Annotated in this window: 14 protein-coding genes (1 of these 14 running past the window's edge); 9 read left to right on the top strand and 5 right to left on the bottom strand. The window is 42.0% G+C overall.

The annotated features are described in order from the left end of the window. Positions 1-11: 11 nt before the first annotated feature. Positions 12-2,057, bottom strand: coding sequence for a winged helix-turn-helix domain-containing protein (locus FM038_RS01420; RefSeq protein ID WP_142873001.1), 2,046 nt, complete (start codon positions 2,055-2,057; stop codon positions 12-14). Between the two features lie 159 nt (positions 2,058-2,216). On the opposite strand from FM038_RS01420, the gene FM038_RS01425 reads away from it, so the two are divergent. Both FM038_RS01425 and acuI read left to right on the top strand, forming a co-directional pair. Next, a complete protein-coding gene (locus FM038_RS01425; RefSeq protein ID WP_142873000.1) occupies positions 2,217-3,020 on the top strand; it encodes a hypothetical protein in 804 nt (267 codons plus the stop codon). A 102-nt stretch (positions 3,021-3,122) separates the two neighbouring features. Further along, entirely contained in the window at positions 3,123-4,103 is a 981-nt protein-coding gene (gene acuI, locus FM038_RS01430) for an acrylyl-CoA reductase (NADPH) (protein ID WP_195873187.1), read from the top strand. A gap of 93 nt (positions 4,104-4,196) precedes the next feature. Here acuI and FM038_RS01435 read toward each other — a convergent pair whose 3' ends face one another. Continuing rightward, positions 4,197-5,114, bottom strand: coding sequence for a LysR family transcriptional regulator (locus tag FM038_RS01435; RefSeq protein WP_142872999.1), 918 nt, complete (start codon positions 5,112-5,114; stop codon positions 4,197-4,199). 268 nt (positions 5,115-5,382) lie between these two features. On the opposite strand from FM038_RS01435, the gene ardA reads away from it, so the two are divergent. The 4 genes from ardA (at position 5,383) to FM038_RS01455 (ending at position 10,314) form a co-directional block, all read left to right on the top strand. Continuing rightward, positions 5,383-6,903, top strand: a complete 1,521-nt coding sequence (gene ardA / locus FM038_RS01440; RefSeq protein ID WP_142872998.1) for an acrylate reductase flavoprotein subunit ArdA — start codon at positions 5,383-5,385, stop codon at positions 6,901-6,903. Between the two features lie 27 nt (positions 6,904-6,930). Then, positions 6,931-7,284, top strand: a complete 354-nt coding sequence (gene ardB / locus FM038_RS01445) for an acrylate reductase cytochrome subunit ArdB (RefSeq protein WP_142872997.1) — start codon at positions 6,931-6,933, stop codon at positions 7,282-7,284. 475 nt (positions 7,285-7,759) lie between these two features. Beyond that, a complete protein-coding gene (gene dddY / locus FM038_RS01450; RefSeq protein ID WP_142872996.1) occupies positions 7,760-9,004 on the top strand; it encodes a dimethylsulfoniopropionate lyase DddY in 1,245 nt (414 codons plus the stop codon). Between the two features lie 182 nt (positions 9,005-9,186). Further along, a complete protein-coding gene (locus tag FM038_RS01455) occupies positions 9,187-10,314 on the top strand; it encodes a hypothetical protein (RefSeq protein ID WP_419555611.1) in 1,128 nt (375 codons plus the stop codon). A gap of 196 nt (positions 10,315-10,510) precedes the next feature. Here the strand turns inward: FM038_RS01455 and FM038_RS01460 are convergent, their stop codons facing one another. Beyond that, entirely contained in the window at positions 10,511-11,380 is an 870-nt protein-coding gene (locus FM038_RS01460; RefSeq protein ID WP_142872994.1) for a LysR family transcriptional regulator, read from the bottom strand. Between the two features lie 136 nt (positions 11,381-11,516). On the opposite strand from FM038_RS01460, the gene FM038_RS01465 reads away from it, so the two are divergent. Then, entirely contained in the window at positions 11,517-12,185 is a 669-nt protein-coding gene (locus tag FM038_RS01465; RefSeq protein ID WP_142873549.1) for a TetR/AcrR family transcriptional regulator, read from the top strand. 318 nt (positions 12,186-12,503) lie between these two features. Here the strand turns inward: FM038_RS01465 and FM038_RS01470 are convergent, their stop codons facing one another. After that, a complete protein-coding gene (locus FM038_RS01470; RefSeq protein WP_142872993.1) occupies positions 12,504-13,883 on the bottom strand; it encodes an ATP-binding protein in 1,380 nt (459 codons plus the stop codon). Further along, on the bottom strand, positions 13,883-14,566 hold the full coding sequence (locus FM038_RS01475) for a response regulator (RefSeq protein ID WP_142872992.1): 684 nt from the start codon (positions 14,564-14,566) through the stop codon (positions 13,883-13,885). Before FM038_RS01475 ends, FM038_RS01470 begins: the two co-directional genes overlap by 1 nt. 246 nt (positions 14,567-14,812) lie before the next feature. Between FM038_RS01475 and FM038_RS01480 the strand changes: the two genes are divergently transcribed. Together FM038_RS01480 and fieF are read left to right on the top strand one after the other, a co-directional pair. After that, complete coding sequence (locus FM038_RS01480; RefSeq protein WP_142872991.1) at positions 14,813-15,301, top strand: Spy/CpxP family protein refolding chaperone; 489 nt, start codon at positions 14,813-14,815, stop codon at positions 15,299-15,301. 106 nt (positions 15,302-15,407) lie between these two features. Next, positions 15,408-15,697 carry the start of a cation efflux pump FieF gene (gene fieF, locus FM038_RS01485; protein ID WP_142872990.1) on the top strand. Its footprint extends 580 nt past the window's final position, so the window shows 290 of its 870 coding nt (coding positions 1-290); it begins with the start codon at positions 15,408-15,410; its stop codon lies off the right edge, out of view.

Genomic DNA, 15,697 nt, shown 5'->3' on the forward strand with positions numbered 1-15,697 from the left:
GTTTTGCTGGCTTAGTCTTGATGTATTTTCAATAGCCAAATTTTGCTTTTACTTTCGTCAATCTGTGTTTGGATGAGTTCTTGTTCATCAAATGAGATGCTGAAGTGTTCTGGCTGATTTTGTGAAAACTCTGCGATACTTTGCGTTTCCTTAGTCGCTAAGTTGTATTTTATGAGTTGCTTATCCGATATGAAATAGAGGTGTTCACCTATAAGCTGCCAGCGATTCCAGGATGTTATTTTAAAATCCGAAAGAACAATGACCTCTTTCATTGTGTGTAAATTTAATTCATATAGACCTGGATGGTTGAATTTTGTTAGTAAAATCTTAAGGCCTGCTCTGTCGCTTTGAACGCTATACCCTCCAGAATGGGATACTTGTTCCACCTTCATATCGTTTAGAGTTAGTGACCATATTTGCCAGCTTCCCTCTTTTTCAGCACTAAAAAGTATCTGTTGATTATTGGCATAATGAACAAAATGAACCTTATTAAACTTAGGGGCTACTGCTCGCCATTGATTCTCTGCTCGCTCATATATGTACAAGGAATCATTGATACTCGCAGCTAAGTATTTGTCATCTGGAGACCAAGCTAGGTGATTGATGCTTGTTATCTTTGGTTGAAAATTAGTGGCAATATCTTGCTTTCCTTCATAGCCAATGTAGATATTTGGCGTGCCACTCTTATCTGAGATATAGGCAAAGTATTGCGATAGGTTGGCAAATTTCGCAGTATGGCTAACCGAATCGGCATGGGTTAATGCCTCTGTTAATTTACCTGTTGATACAAGACTTCTGCGGTATATATTTGCAATGATTTTTTGTTTTTCAACCAAAAATGAACTTGGTTCAAATCCGTTGGTGATCCTGCCTAAGTCTTTATCTAAAGCGATAGCTGCTGTGGCGTTAGACGTTAAGCTATGGGAGTAAACTCCATTTTGGTTAGTGGAGATGATGGTGTCATCTGTGAGCCACGAAATGGCTATTGGAGCTTGGTCGATAGTGATTGATAAGACTATTTCTTGTGTTTGAAGATCCTGTATTTTGATAACTGTATTTTTGGAGGGAGAGTATTCGACAATAGCCAAGCGTGTTTTATTTGGAGATATTGCGAGTAGATAATCTCCTCGTCCATTATGCCCTTGAGTGGCTAACGTTATCTGCTGGACCCTTCCTGTGTTGCCATGATAGGCATAAATCGAGTAAGGAGAATTCACTGATGCACGATTGTTAAAATATAAAGAGCGCTGATTGCTATTATATGCCAATTGCACAATGGCTCTTTGGCCACACTCTAGTAAAGGGGTTATCTCAAGGTCGACTAAATTGATAGAGACAATTTCACACTTTCTATCTACCAAGTTGTTAAAACGAGATGCAAATAGTTGATTCTTTTTTCCATAAACAACATCAGTATAATAATAGTTATCAGCTGTTATTGCCGATGCTTGATCATTTATCGTCTTTTTCCAAATCTGTGAAAAATCATTTGAATTAGCTTTATAAAGGTATACGACGTTGTTTTCGATTGTTACAGGGGCAGGGTTAAATGCGATGCCTTTTGTTGTTGTGATAGGGATTATTTCACTAATATTGAGTTTTTTTTCTGAGTTTGTTTTTGTGCCGAAGTACAACAAGGCCATTATAACAAGACACATCGTCAATATGAGTATCGCCCATTGATAACGAGTTAAGCTTCTACTGTGATTTGTTGATTGAGCAGGCTGCTTGGTTAACTTTGAAGAGGAGAGGCTTGTCGGAGTTACATTTAGCTTATAGCCGACTTTACTAACGGTAAGTATCCACTTTGGATTGTTGGGTTCATCTTCAATCAGTTTTCTGAGTTCACTGACGGCACGATTGATAGCGGCATCGCTTACAGTACGCTGATTCCAGACGTGCTCGATGAGCTCTTGTCGAGATATGGCTTTTTCAGGGTGGTTACAAAAATAAATAAGCAGCTCAAAAACTCTAGGTTCGAATTGAATTTCGTCTCCGTTCCGAGTGATCGATCTCTCCTGAGTATTGATTTGTAACTCACCAAAAGTAAAAAGCATCCATACCTATCTATATGATTATTATCGTCATAGTTTTTTCATTATCATTTCATTTTGTCTTGATTATTGTTTTTTTGCAAGATAAGCATCAAGTTGTCCCCATCTAATTGTTATCCATTTGTGGGTCAACAAGTGGCAATAATATAAATGGAGACTGTAATGATAAAAGCCCTGTATATGCTCTTATACTGCTTATTTATCACCGCGTGTGGTGATAGCACTCAGCCCAAGGTGGCTGAGATATTAGAGGAAAATGTAACAACCGAAATAGGGATAGTTAATGGTTTAGATTTACCTAATAATCAGGAATTGGATGACTATAAAATACTCATGTATGGAAATAGTCATACAGTGGGTTTATCTTCCATTATAACCCGCATGATAAAGATTGGCTTACCGCATAAAAATGTAGAGATAGTTAATGCTGGTGGAGGTTTTTTGGATGATTCAATAAAAAGTACTGTGGCAGTGGATACTCTCTATTCGAAAAAATGGTCACATGTGATTCTTCAGGGACAAAAATATTCGCAGTCAGGTTCCTATCATTATTCGACAGATGCTGCGGTTAGTTGGATACAGTACGCTAAAGGAATAAGTGCGACTCCTATCTTGTACCCAGAACACCCCCAAAAAGGTAACAGTAATGAAGGGCAAGAAGTGTATGACTTACATCTAAGTATCGCAGCGAAAGAGTCAAGCTGTGTGGCACCTATTGGACCTGTTTGGGATGAAGTGATTTCAAGAAACCTAGCCTTAAATTTGTATGCTGACGATGGAAACCATGCAAGTGAAAATGGGCGTTTTTTAACAGCATTGATATTTTATGAAGTCATCACGGCACAATCTGCCGATCTTTTGCCTTATATTGCGGATCTTAGTATCGATGAAAGTACTCAGGACATTTTAGGCCAAATTAGCTCTGAAGTATTAATACAGCTCTCTTCTTGCTTATTTCCTAACTAGTCATAGATTATGAGCTCGTTGCATAGATGACATGCAAAATATGCATTTCAAGCATGATGTGTTTTGCATTATGCTGATAGCATCATTTTAGAGGAGTTCATCATGTTCAAAGCACTGGTTTTAACTCAGGAAGACAAAAAAATGTTAGCAAGTATCACTCAGATCCAAGAGTCTGATCTGCCTGAAGGTGAAGTGCTAGTCGATGTCGCGTATTCATCGTTGAACTATAAAGATGGACTTGCAGTAACGGGAATTGGGCGCATTATTCGTAATTTCCCTATGGTACCGGGTATCGACTTTGCTGGTGTAGTGAGTGAGTCAGCCGATCCACGTTATAAAAAAGGTGATGAAGTCATTTTAACGGGTTGGGGCGTGGGTGAAAATCATTGGGGTGGCATGGCTGAGAAAGCACGCGTAAAAGCCGACTGGTTGGTTCCTATGCCACAAGCTTGTAATGCCCAAAAGGCGATGATGATAGGCACAGCGGGCTTAACTGCCATGTTATGTGTGCAAGCACTACAAGATGCCAAGGTTACACCTGAGTCAGGAGTTGTTTTAGTGACTGGTGCGAGTGGAGGAGTGGGATCTGTTGCAGTGTCTCTACTTGCGAGACTGGGTTATAAGGTTGTGGCAAGTTCTGGACGTGTCGAGCAAAACAGCGAGCTATTACGTTCACTCGGAGCCAGTGAAGTCATAGATCGTAGTGAACTCGAGCAAGATACTAGACCGTTAGACAAGCAGCGTTGGGCAGGCATTGTCGATACTGTAGGCAATAAAGTGTTGGCAACGGCTTTGGCTCAAATGAACTACGGCGGCGCAGCGGCTATTTGTGGTTTAGCGGGGGGATTTGCACTGCCAACGACAGTGATGCCGTTTATTTTACGTGGTGTAAGCCTACTCGGTATCGATTCGGTTTCATGTCCTTTGGATAAGCGCCAAGCAGCTTGGGAGCGAGTCATTGAGCTATTACCGGACAGCTATTTTCAGCAAGCGGCTCAGACAATTGAACTCGATGAAGTGGCGGCTTATGCCGATAAGATAGTTAAAGGACAGATCACTGGCCGAGTGCTAGTTAAAATTTAACTTTACGGCTCCGTAACTTTGTCATTTAAGCCCTGTTTTTTGCAGGGCTTTTTATTGTCTTGCTATTGAAACTAGATGTTGAACTTAGCTGGGTTATTGCTTAAGTAGTTGACGAATTGAAGCCGTTATCTCTTCCCTTAACCACTTGTGGGCTTTATCCAACTCAGATTTAGAGTGCCAAAATAGGTTGTAGTCTAATTCTGGGATCTGAAAGGGAAGTGGCTTAAGTCTGAGCCTGTGCTTCGATGCTGCGAGTTCAGCCATACCTTCTGGCAAAGTGATGATTAAATCATGAAATTTTAGCAAGGCAAGCGCGCAGTCCAGATGAGAGGTCCTCAAGAGTTCATTACGGTCAGGATGCAAAGAAATAGCGGCATCAACCAGAGACTTTACCCCGTCACTGATGGCGATTGTCGCATGAGGGTAATGCAAGTAATCATCGAGTGTGAGTGGCGAATCAGCCAATGGGTGCTCGGGTGATAATAAGCAGCTAACTCCCACTTTTCCGAGAACTTGTTGACTCAGCTGCTGGGTCTGACTGATCGCGCGACAGATAGCCAGATCAGCCCCTTGCAGGCTCAGTTGTGATTGCAGTTCTTTATGCTGAACCGGTATGACCTCAAGTTTGATATTGGGCGCTTTACTGTAAATTTCCGGTAACATAAACGGCACGAGTGCCTGCATCGCATAGTCTGTGGCGGCGATGGTGAATTTTTGCTGACATTCACTTGGGCTAAATTCTTTGGGGGTCAGTAGCTCAATCAGTTGCCCTGTAGGTTGTTGTAACTGTGAATAACAATCGAGGGCGAATTGAGTTGCTACTAATTTTTGCCCTACACGGGTAAAGAGAGGGTCATTAAGCATTTCTCGCAGACGAGCTAAAATTCTGCTGGTGGCAGATTGGCTCAGATGTAAGCGCTTAGCGGCTTGAGTAACACTACACTCTTCAACCAAGATCTGTAATGCGATAAGCAAACTGAGATCTTGCCGGTAGATATCTTCTAGTTCCATACATACTTATTTAGTATTTTCTCTCATAACAGTAACACCATGACGTGCTCCACGCTTGGTTTTCCGTTTCTTTCTAACGCTGAATCTCATTTTGGAATCGAATCCAAAATACCTCTAAAGTTGTAATTATAAGTGAATTTGAACCTAGGTTTAACTTTTGGCATGTTATCAAATTGTTTTTTGGACACTGTTTTGTAACTCCCATTTTGGAACTGATTCCACCTTTATGATCACAGTGTCGATTAAAACTAAAAAAGGGTGATGACAGATGAGCAATAACAATCTGCTTGGACGCCGTAATTTCATAAAAGGAATGGGAGCAGCTGCCGGCGTGGCAATAGCTGCACCAGCAATGGCCATTTCAGAAAAAGCGGACGGAGTTAAATGGGACAAAGAAGTTGAGGTGTTAATTATAGGTTCTGGTTTTGCTGGCTTAGCTGCAGCAATCGAAGCCACACGTAAAGGTGCAAAAGACGTTCATATCTTCGAGAAGATGTCTTACTTTGGTGGCAACTCAGCCATCAATGGTGGCCTCTTTGCTGCCCCCGGTACGCCTATGCAGAAGAAAGAAGGTGTGCAGGACTCAGTAGAAAGAATGGTTGCCGATCAGATGAAGTCGGGGCGTGGAGTTGCCGATGAGGCGTTACTACGACATGTGGCTGAGCATGCAGTTGAAGCGCTACAGATGACTATGGATGCGGGCTCCGAGTTTCATCCATACTTACAGCAGTTAGGTGGTCATTCGGTTGCCCGTACTTACCAGACAACTGTGAGCTGTGGTGCCGGTATTACTCAACCTCTCTATAAAGAGTGTCAAAAGATCGGTGTTAAGACACATAACCGCTCTAAGTTTGAAGGTTTCTTAGTGGGTGAGGCAGGCGAAATTCTTGGCGTGAAAATGCGTGAGAACTATCACTTCGGTGAAGATCAGCCAGGTAAAGTCATTAAGATCCGAGCAAAGCGCGGTGTGATCATGGCGACGGGCGGTTTCGCTCAGAATATCGATCTTCGTATGGCGCAAGACCCAACTTTGACTGCTGAAGTGGGTTGTACTAACGCACCAGGCGCGACGGGCGAAGGTATGTATGAGATGTTCCGTTTAGGGGCTATTCCTGTTCACCTTGCACATATCCAGTCTGGCCCTTGGGCATCACCTGATGAAGGTGGGTTCGGTTATGTGTCTAACTACTCTATCTATAACTTCCCTCATTCAATGGCGATCAACCGTCTGACTGGTAAGCGTTTCATGAATGAAATTGCCGACCGTAAGACTCGTGCTGATGCAGAACTCTCTTGTCGTGATGAGAAAGGCGAGGCGCTACCTCCTATCTTGATCACCAGCTATAAGGATTCAAAGAAGCATCCTAATACCAAGAAAGTGATCAAGTACAACGTAGGTTGGAAATTTGACACGATTGAAGAATTAGCTAAGCACTTCGAAGTACCACTGAAGCCGCTTAAGGCGCAGATCGAAGAGTACAACAGCTACGTTAAGTCCGGCGAAGATAGCCAATTCGGTAAGAACATGACCAAGGCAAAAGATAAGTATATCCAAGCCCCATTTACCGTGGTTCGCCTGTGGCCGAAAGTGCACTACTGCCAAGGTGGTGTTCAGGTGAATACAGAAGCTGAAGTTAAAGATAGCTTTACCGGTAAACCTATTTCAGGCCTATATGCCGCGGGCGAAGTTTGTGGTGGCATTCATGGTGTTAGCCGTTTAGGTAGCTGCTCAATTCCAGAGTGTATGGTAATGGGTATGACTGCAGCACGTAGCATGATGAAAGCCTAATTAGACCTGTAATAAGAGGAATCAATAATGAAAAAGTTAAATATTGTACTCGCACTGGTCTTAACTGGCTTAGTGAGTTTATCGGCTCAAGCGGTAGAGTTACGTGATCATCATAAAGAGGTGATCGGTAAGGATTGTAAGACATGTCATGACAATGGCATCAAGCAGTTCCCATCTGATCAAGCCTGCCTGCAGTGTCATGATATTGATGACTTAGCCGAGCAGACAGCGCGTAGCGAAGAGGACAGGTGGCAGAATCCACACAATAACCTGCACTATGGTAAGGATCTTCCGTGTCAGGAATGCCATGGTGAACATAAGCCTAAGAAGCCTATGTGCAGCAACTGTCATACGTTCAAGTTTGATAAGCATAAAGAGTAAAAATTCCGATTGATCGGTTTTTTTATAACACCAACCGTAAATGCCCCATCTTTTACGGTTGGTATTTGAGTCATTTCAAATTTTATTCATATAGATTAGTAAGAAAATATATATCCCTGCAAAGATAATTGATATTAGTCTTATTAGTCTTTAGTGAACCCCTTCCTCTATATTTTGAGGAGGGCGGATTTTGAATTTAATAGTCAATGATATGTTTGTCATTTCAACTCGATATTGATGAGCGGAATTTTTAATTATGCAGCAAGAAATGTAAGTGTGAATTCAATTCAATGTTGTTAAACCAATTTTAGTTGCTGTGTTAGTTTTAGATGCAAAGTCAGTTTTAATTAAAACGTTACAATATAATGAATTTAAGTTTTAAGTGTAATGCTAAAAGATCTTCCTGGTTGAATATAAAAGTTAATTAAATAAATAAAATATTCTTAATGTAATACGATATGGTGATGGAACGATTATGAAAAAAAGTGTAATTTTTTTAAGTTTGGCATTAGCTAATAGTGCTTATGCTGTAGAAACTCCTAGCTTTCTTGATGGGAATGATATTAAAGATGCTGAGTTCAAGTGTTTGGGTGAAGTATCAGAGTATTCCAAAGCAGATCAGAAGTATGTTGATATCCTCTGGGATGAGACTCTCACTTATTTAAAAGCCTATGCCCTAGCATTAACAAATGGTGAAGAGAGTAGCTGCATTAACTCTGATGAAGCACTGTTTGATTCCACCGAAGGTGGCAAGAAGATGTGCATCATGGATCGTCGTGATATGAAGATCATGGTGAAAAATATCTATCAGGTGATCAACAACCCAGAAAAAGCCAAGCAATGTTTTGGTGCGCGAAAAGATGTTAGCTGGATCTATAGCCCAGGTGGCGAATTAGAGAAAAACTCTCCAGTAGCGCAATGGGCCAAGCGTACATCATTCGAAGAATTTTTTAATACTAAAGTGACCAATAAAGAGGTCAGAAAGATAGGGCTGAACTTCACTAAAAACTTCGCCAAGATGGTTACCGGTGATGAAGTGAAAATGCCATCCTCTTTTCCATACGATGTGAGTGCTAATGCACTGCCAAACTTATGGGCTGCTGCCGGCTGGTTCCCTATGTATGGTGAAGAGAGCAAACGCAACGATAAGAACTTCAATAATATCCGTGGTGGTTACGCCTACGCCGAAATCTTTGGGCATTGGGGCTTGCTGCGCATCGATGAGATTAATGGTGAAAAAGTGGGTGCTGAAGTGGGAATGACGGTGCAATCTGTCGATACTTTATATCCATACCACAATCACGCCATATCAGAAATCTACTACAACATGCGTAAGCCGGCATGTACCAACCAATTCAAGAGCTTTGCTGTCAGAGAAGACTCTCCATTGGTTAAGACGGTAAAAGAAGATAACAAGATGCGTCGAGTGCAGTTTGATGCGAGTCAGGTGAATGAAGCTTCGATGTGGCAAGCGGGTAGTGCTGAGCAAGATTCCTTATTGTATTTCCATCAAAATACCATTCATGCATTTGATGTCGATGGCAGCTGTGAAGCTAAGCCTGAAGAGCGTGCAATTGTGTCTGTGTGGGCAAGAAGTAATGCTAATGACAAGCGTAATGACTATGGCACAACATTGCTGTGCGAGTCGGCTAAAAATCCAGGTACACCCGCAAATCGCGGCGAAGTCATTCAGTGTGATCTGACTAAAGTAAAGTGGTAATAGTTAATTTCTAATTATTCCAAAATAACATTTCTGGTTTATTGCAATATTAATATCTATTAATAGTAAATATTAGTATCTATTAATAGTAAATATTAGTATTGCATCTAGCTCTGTGAAATATCAAGTTTAAACTCTTAAGTAAAACATAAAACATAAAACATAAAACATAAAGGGTTGTGATGATGAAGGTAAATAAGATTCTGTTGTCTATGGTTGCGAGTGCTATTGCGCTATCTGGTGTTTCTACTTTGGCTCAGGCTGAAGATGGGATTAATGTTGGTGGTGCTGTACGAGTTAACTATGCTTATAAGGATTACAGTGAAAGCTCAAAGGATAAAGGCGGCGATCTAACATTTGACATGGCTGCTATCAAGTTTAATGGTAAGAAAGGTGATTGGGGCTTGTCCGCGGAGTATCGCTTTACTTCCAGTACCGATTATATTAAATACGGTTATGGTTATTATGATCTGGATACAGACTGGCAGCTTCAATTTGGTATTAACAAGGTCCCATTTGGTAACCCTGGCTTTATCTCTAATAGCTTCTGGTTCGGTATTCCTTACTACCTTGGCTTTGAAGATGACCATGATATTGGTGTAAAAGCGGTTTATGAGAAAAATGGCTGGCATACCGATATGGCGTTCTATAAGAATGCCGAGTACGGTGCAAGTGAAAACAAACGTTATGCTACCGATCTTTATACCGGCACCATTAATGGTACCGAGTACAATAACGAAGAGACCAACCAGTTAAACCTGCGTCAGACCTACAAAATTGAGCATGAAGGTGGTTCAACCACATTTGGTGGTTCGGTTGAGGCAGGGCAGATCTACAATAGTAAAACAGGTAATACAGGTGATCGTTATGCTGTAGCGGCCCACCTCGATAGCAGCTTTAACGGCTGGAATCTGCAGTTGCAAGCTATGCAGTATGAATATGATGCTGCAGATAGCGCAGATGCAAACAAAATTGGTGTCTCTGTGGTTAGCTGGCAATATGAAATTGCCTCAAAAGGGCAGGCTTACAGCGCGAATATCGCTAAAACTGTCACAACGGATTGGGGTAGTCTGAAGTTTTATAACGATTTTGGTTTGATGACTCCAGATGTGGCCGACAGCAGCTATGATGACAGTTTGCAAAACGTGACAGGTGTTGCTATCTCTGCAGGTGCAACTTACACCATGATCGATTTCATCATGGGTAAGAACATGACCTTCTCAACGGCGAATAACGACCATGTTGGTCTTCCTGAGATGGGTGATGACTGGGACAAGCGTGTCAACATCAACTTCGGTTACTACTTCTAAAGGATTTGGAAGTTAGCGATTTGGATAAGTTACCAAAGCTCCCGGTAGCTTATTCATAAACATCTTTTGGCTATTGTGCCGACACCAATCACTGGCGTGTGATTGGTGTTTTTTGTGTTAAAGCCTAGGGTTTAAATACCGATGTTACAGGTGGAAGCTTGATTGTTATTCGGTTACCTTGATAATAAACCTTTGTCTATTGCGAGGTAGACAGGCTTTCAGTATTCGCCTTAATCAGAGTAATTAATTGGTTGGTTGCCTCGGTTTGTGTATTTGGGTTGAGATACAAAGACTCATTAAAGATAGGTAAAGGAGGAATATTATGTTCAACCGGGTCGAGAATTTCCATCTTGTCGTTAATACGAAACTCAGCGATAGGGGCTATGGCTAAGTCATTCTCAACCGCCATGCACAGGGCATTTGGCGATGGAGTGGAAAGTAGCACATTAATCGGACGCATCGATATCTGATGATTGGCAAAGACCTGAGCTCGAATAGGACAGTTCTCAGGGTAGAGTGCCATAGGTATGGTATCGCGCTTGTGGGCATTGCCGCCTTTGGCCGCTACCCAGTGAAAGTGGCGTTCAAACAGTAGCTCACCATGCCCTGGTGCTGGTGCTTGCCAGTGAGTCGCGACGATAACATCGAACTCGCCCTGATGCAGGCGTTTATAGAGATTTCCGCTCACATCGGTATCTATGACTAATTCGATACAGGTGAATTCGCGAATAAACTCAAGTAGGCAGCTATCGAGGTAACGATTAATATAGTCGGTAGGAACACCGAAGCGAATCACCTCTTTGTTTTGACATTCTTTCAGTTCATCGAGCGCCTGAGAGTTTAGTTGCATCATCTTATATGCGTAGTTAAGCAGGGTTTCACCCGACTCTGTTAGCGTGACACCTTTATTATCTCTCAGTAACAATGACTGACCCACGCTCTCCTCAAGCTTTTTAATTTGCAGGCTCAGGGTTGATTGAGTTCGGCAGATCTTTTCCGCAGCCTTGGATAAATTTCCGCACTCGGCAACAGCGATAAAACCTTCTAATAATTCAATCTTAAGCATAGTCAGGGTGTTTTTGATATTGGAATAGTAAATAGTGCTACCAGTATTACTCAATATCGAAATTGAGTGAAGCTTGTTACCTTATGATTGTGAAGTTGAAATTAGATTGTTTACTGGAAGTGTGACGGGGTTGATGATGAGTAACTGGGAGCAGCGTGGTAATTACTTGATAGAGGTCGCTCAAAGATGTCTGCAAGGGCATAAGACATTCGATCTGTGTCGCTCACACTTAGTGAAGGCAAGCCAGATCTCTAAAGGAACCATATACAATCATTTTACCTCGGAAGCCGATCTTATTGTCGCAGTAGCTTGTGCCGATTACAGTCGCTGGCTGAGCCAAGCCAAAGAAGATGATCTCAATTATAGCGATCCTCTCAAGCGAATTCTGTTCCACCACTGCAGTCGTCTACGAGATACGCTATCTAATCAACGTTTCGTCATAGAACGTGTGATGCCCAATACTGAGATTTTACTGCAAGCGACTGAGTATTACCGCCACCGCTTCGAGAAACTTCATTCTCAGTATGAGCAATGGAATAAGGACCTGATTAGCCAAGTCGGTGATGTTGCTGGTTTTGACAGGGCTGAACTCGTGGTCAACTATTTACGCGGCGCCATGATTAATAGCGACGATGCTAATAAGCATAGCGGTGACGTGCAGATGTATTATCAATTCAGTTATGCACTCACTCACCTGATGGGACATTCAGATAAACGTATTCCCACTAAACTCGCATTTTCAGCTTGGCTGTCAGACTATAACCAAGTGCATGATCAACAGAATATGGCGAATTCGGTAGCTTGATAGTGACTCTGAGATCATGGTGAGCATCCATTACGGTCCTTAGTCTCACTATTTACGTACTCTAAATGGCTAGCTCGGTAATTTTATAGTGACTCTGAGACGATGGGAGGCAAGGTTATCTGCAACGATTTCCCCTTGGTGAGCATCCATTACGGTCCTTAGTCTCACTATTTACGTACTCTAAATAGCTAGTTTGGTAGTTTTATTGTGACTCTGAGACCATGGGGAGTCAGGTTGTCTGCAACTATTTCCCCTTGGTGAGCATCCATTACGGCTCTTAGTCTCACTATTTACGTATTCAAAATGGGTTAAAACTAGCTAACTCGGTAGCTTGATAGTGACTCTGAGACCATGGGGAGTCAGGTTATCTGCAACGATTTCCCCCTGGTGGGCATCAATGGCTGCCTTAGTAATAGCTAAACCTAGCCCCCAGCCGCCAGACTCTCTTTCTCGAGCTGTTTGAGGCCGATAGAAGGGGTCAAAAACAGCCTTTAGATCTTGTTCATTTTCAATGCCTGGTCCATCATCAGCAATGGTTATTGTGACTTCCTTCTCTGATGATTGAGCTGTAATGCTTATTTGTTGCTCAGCATAGCGAATTGCATTTCTAAGTAAGTTTTCAATGGCCCGAGCAAGAGGCCTGGGATTAGTCGGTAGTGAGATCGCATCATCAATATCGATCACTAGCACTTTACCCTGCTGAGCCGCTTCAAAGTCCGCATCGTCGAGTACCTGGCTCAAGGTTTCATTGAGAGACACTAGGTGCTTAGTATCGTGAATGTTGAGCTTAACTCGAGAAAGCTCAAGCAATTCAGCAATCATCTGCTCCAATTGTTCAGCTTCATAACCAATTCGTTGAGTTTCAGCTGTATCTTGTCCCTTTTTTCGAGCCAGTGCCAAGGCTAATTGCAGCCTAGTGAGCGGGGTTCTCAGCTCATGAGATATATCACTAATTAACCTTTGTTGGCTGTGCACCATATTTTCAACCGAATCAGCCATGCTGTTAAATGCTAGAGCGAGTTGACCAATTTCATCTTTACGTTTTGTGGTCGATTTATCTACTCGGTTAGCTAGGTCTCCAGCGGCCAATGAGTCTGCAGTTAACTTTAGTGTGCGCAGAGGTTTACCTAAGTGCCAAGCAAGTAGCCCACATAAAAGTCCCGATAATATGATGGCTAAACCTAAGGTCAGTAATTTATTTTCGGCAAAAAAGAAAAACCAAGGGCGTGGATGGTGATCGGCTAGCCTGCCATAAATTGAGTATTGCTCTCCTGCCGCATTAAATTTATAGGGTCCAAAGATCAATTCACTCTTAAATTGATGAGTCATAGGGCGGTCGACTTCATCGGACATCAGCATGAATCGTCGTAAACCCCGTGATACCTTATGAGAGTTAATGACTCTTCCTTGATGATCGACAATATAGAAACGAACAGGTTTGTCATTTCTATCTCTAAGATGGGTAAGGCGTTTAAGTCGACTTGTGTTGATGGTTTGTGGATCGCTTATTAAGCGCTCACTGATGTTATTGGCAACCCTTGTCAGCATCCTTTCTAAATGTGGAGGCAAGGGAGCACGATCATGATTTTGCTGCAATAAAGGCAGCAAGCCAACAATGGCGATAATTAAGGAGCTACAAAACCAGAAGCCGAGCAGCAACTTAATAAATATTCGATTGGGAAGTTTACTTACAGTCATCAAGTTAGCCAGATATAACCTTTTCCACGAATGGTCTTAACTCTAGGTCGCCCATCTGTACGTTCAGGTAATTTTTTACGTAAATTAGAAAGATGCATATCTAAGCTTCTATCGAATGGCATTAGCTTTTTATTGAGCACTTTTTCGCTCAAATCATCTTTACTGATGAGCTCACCACTGTTTTGCACCATCTCGAACAATAAACCAAATTCAGTTCCGGTAAGTATGAGTAGCTGCTCCTGGCAATAGACTTCCTGACGACTCGGATCTAGTGTTATATCGCCATATTCATAGACTGTTGGCTGAACTTCTTCAGGTTTAATTTGAGTGCGGCGTATTATTGCTTTTATACGGGCAACAAGTTCACGGTCGTTAAAAGGTTTAGGTAGGTAATCATCGGCTCCAATTTCTAGTCCGACGACTCGATCTATCTCATCGCCGCGTGCTGTTAGCATTAATACCGGGGTCTGTTTTTTCGATCTAAGGGATTTAAGCACTTCAAACCCGTTTAACTTGGGCAGCATAACATCGAGTAAAATGAGGTCGTAATTATTGCTGAGGGCTAAATCTAGTCCTGACTGGCCATCATGTGCAAGAGTGAGCTCGAAGCCTTCAAGTTCCAGAAGTTGTGCTAATAATTCAGATAAGCCTAAATCATCGTCGATAAGTAACAGCTGGTTCATATATGTCTTTAACCTTAAATGAATATGCTAACAAGGTGAGTATACCTCTTTAGATGTCAATTGCAGTTTATCAATGTAAGTCTAAGTAAAGATGGTAACGGGATGCATTAAAAAGATATTGAAATAGATGTGAACACTAAATTTACAATATTTTACCTTGTACAAACCCTGACTTACATTGGACTCGCTAAACTTGATTGTGTTGAATGACGTGAGATAACTCACCCACAAATAAAGGTCAGTGATATGAAAAAGAACACTTTGAAAGCAGGATTACTCGCAATCGTAGCAAGTACTGCCCTTATGGGCTCAGCGGTGTACGCAGATGAAGGGCAGCAAGACTGTCAACACCATATGAAGAGTGAGGGTAAGTCCCACCATGGTGGTATGCGCAAAATGTATCGAGGTTTAGACTTAACCGCTGAGCAAAAAACTGAAATAAAATCCTTAATGAAAGAGCAGAAAACAGCGATGAAAGATACTCGTCCAACAAAGGAAGAGCGTCAAGCTAAGAAAGCTGAGTTTTTAGCTCTGATCACCGCAGACAGTTTTGATGAGGCTAAAGCACAAGAGATGATGCAGACAAGGCAAGAGCATAGCCAGTCTAAAAGGCTTAGCATGGTAAAAGTGCAAAATAAGATCTACCAACTTTTAACTCCTGAGCAGCAAGTGCAGTTTAAAGCAAACTTTGAAAAGAGCCATTCACGTAAAGGCGAACGTAAAGGTGGGCACTAGTCATCAGTTTTAAGAGGTGAATTGATATACACTGAGATCATAGGCTTCCCCTGCTTGCTATTCTTAATAAGAAATTAATAGCTATATATAGTAGAAATATGAACTCATGAACCAAACTTCCCAATACGACTTTTGGGTCAAGTTAGCTAGTCGCGCTGCAGTCGCAACAGCCTTGACCCTCATTACTATCAAAATGGCTGCCTGGATGTATTCAGGTTCAGCCAGTATGTTAGCGTCTCTGACAGATTCTTTTGCCGATGCGCTAGCATCAATAGTTAACTTCATCGCAATTCGATATGCGATAGTCCCAGCCGATAAAGACCATAGATATGGCCATGGTAAAGCGGAGCCATTAGCGGCATTAGCGCAATCAGCCTTTATCCTAGGTTCTGCCTT

Origin of the sequence: Shewanella eurypsychrophilus, from assembly GCF_007004545.3 — a bacterium.
In the GTDB taxonomy this organism is placed as follows: domain Bacteria; phylum Pseudomonadota; class Gammaproteobacteria; order Enterobacterales; family Shewanellaceae; genus Shewanella; species Shewanella eurypsychrophilus.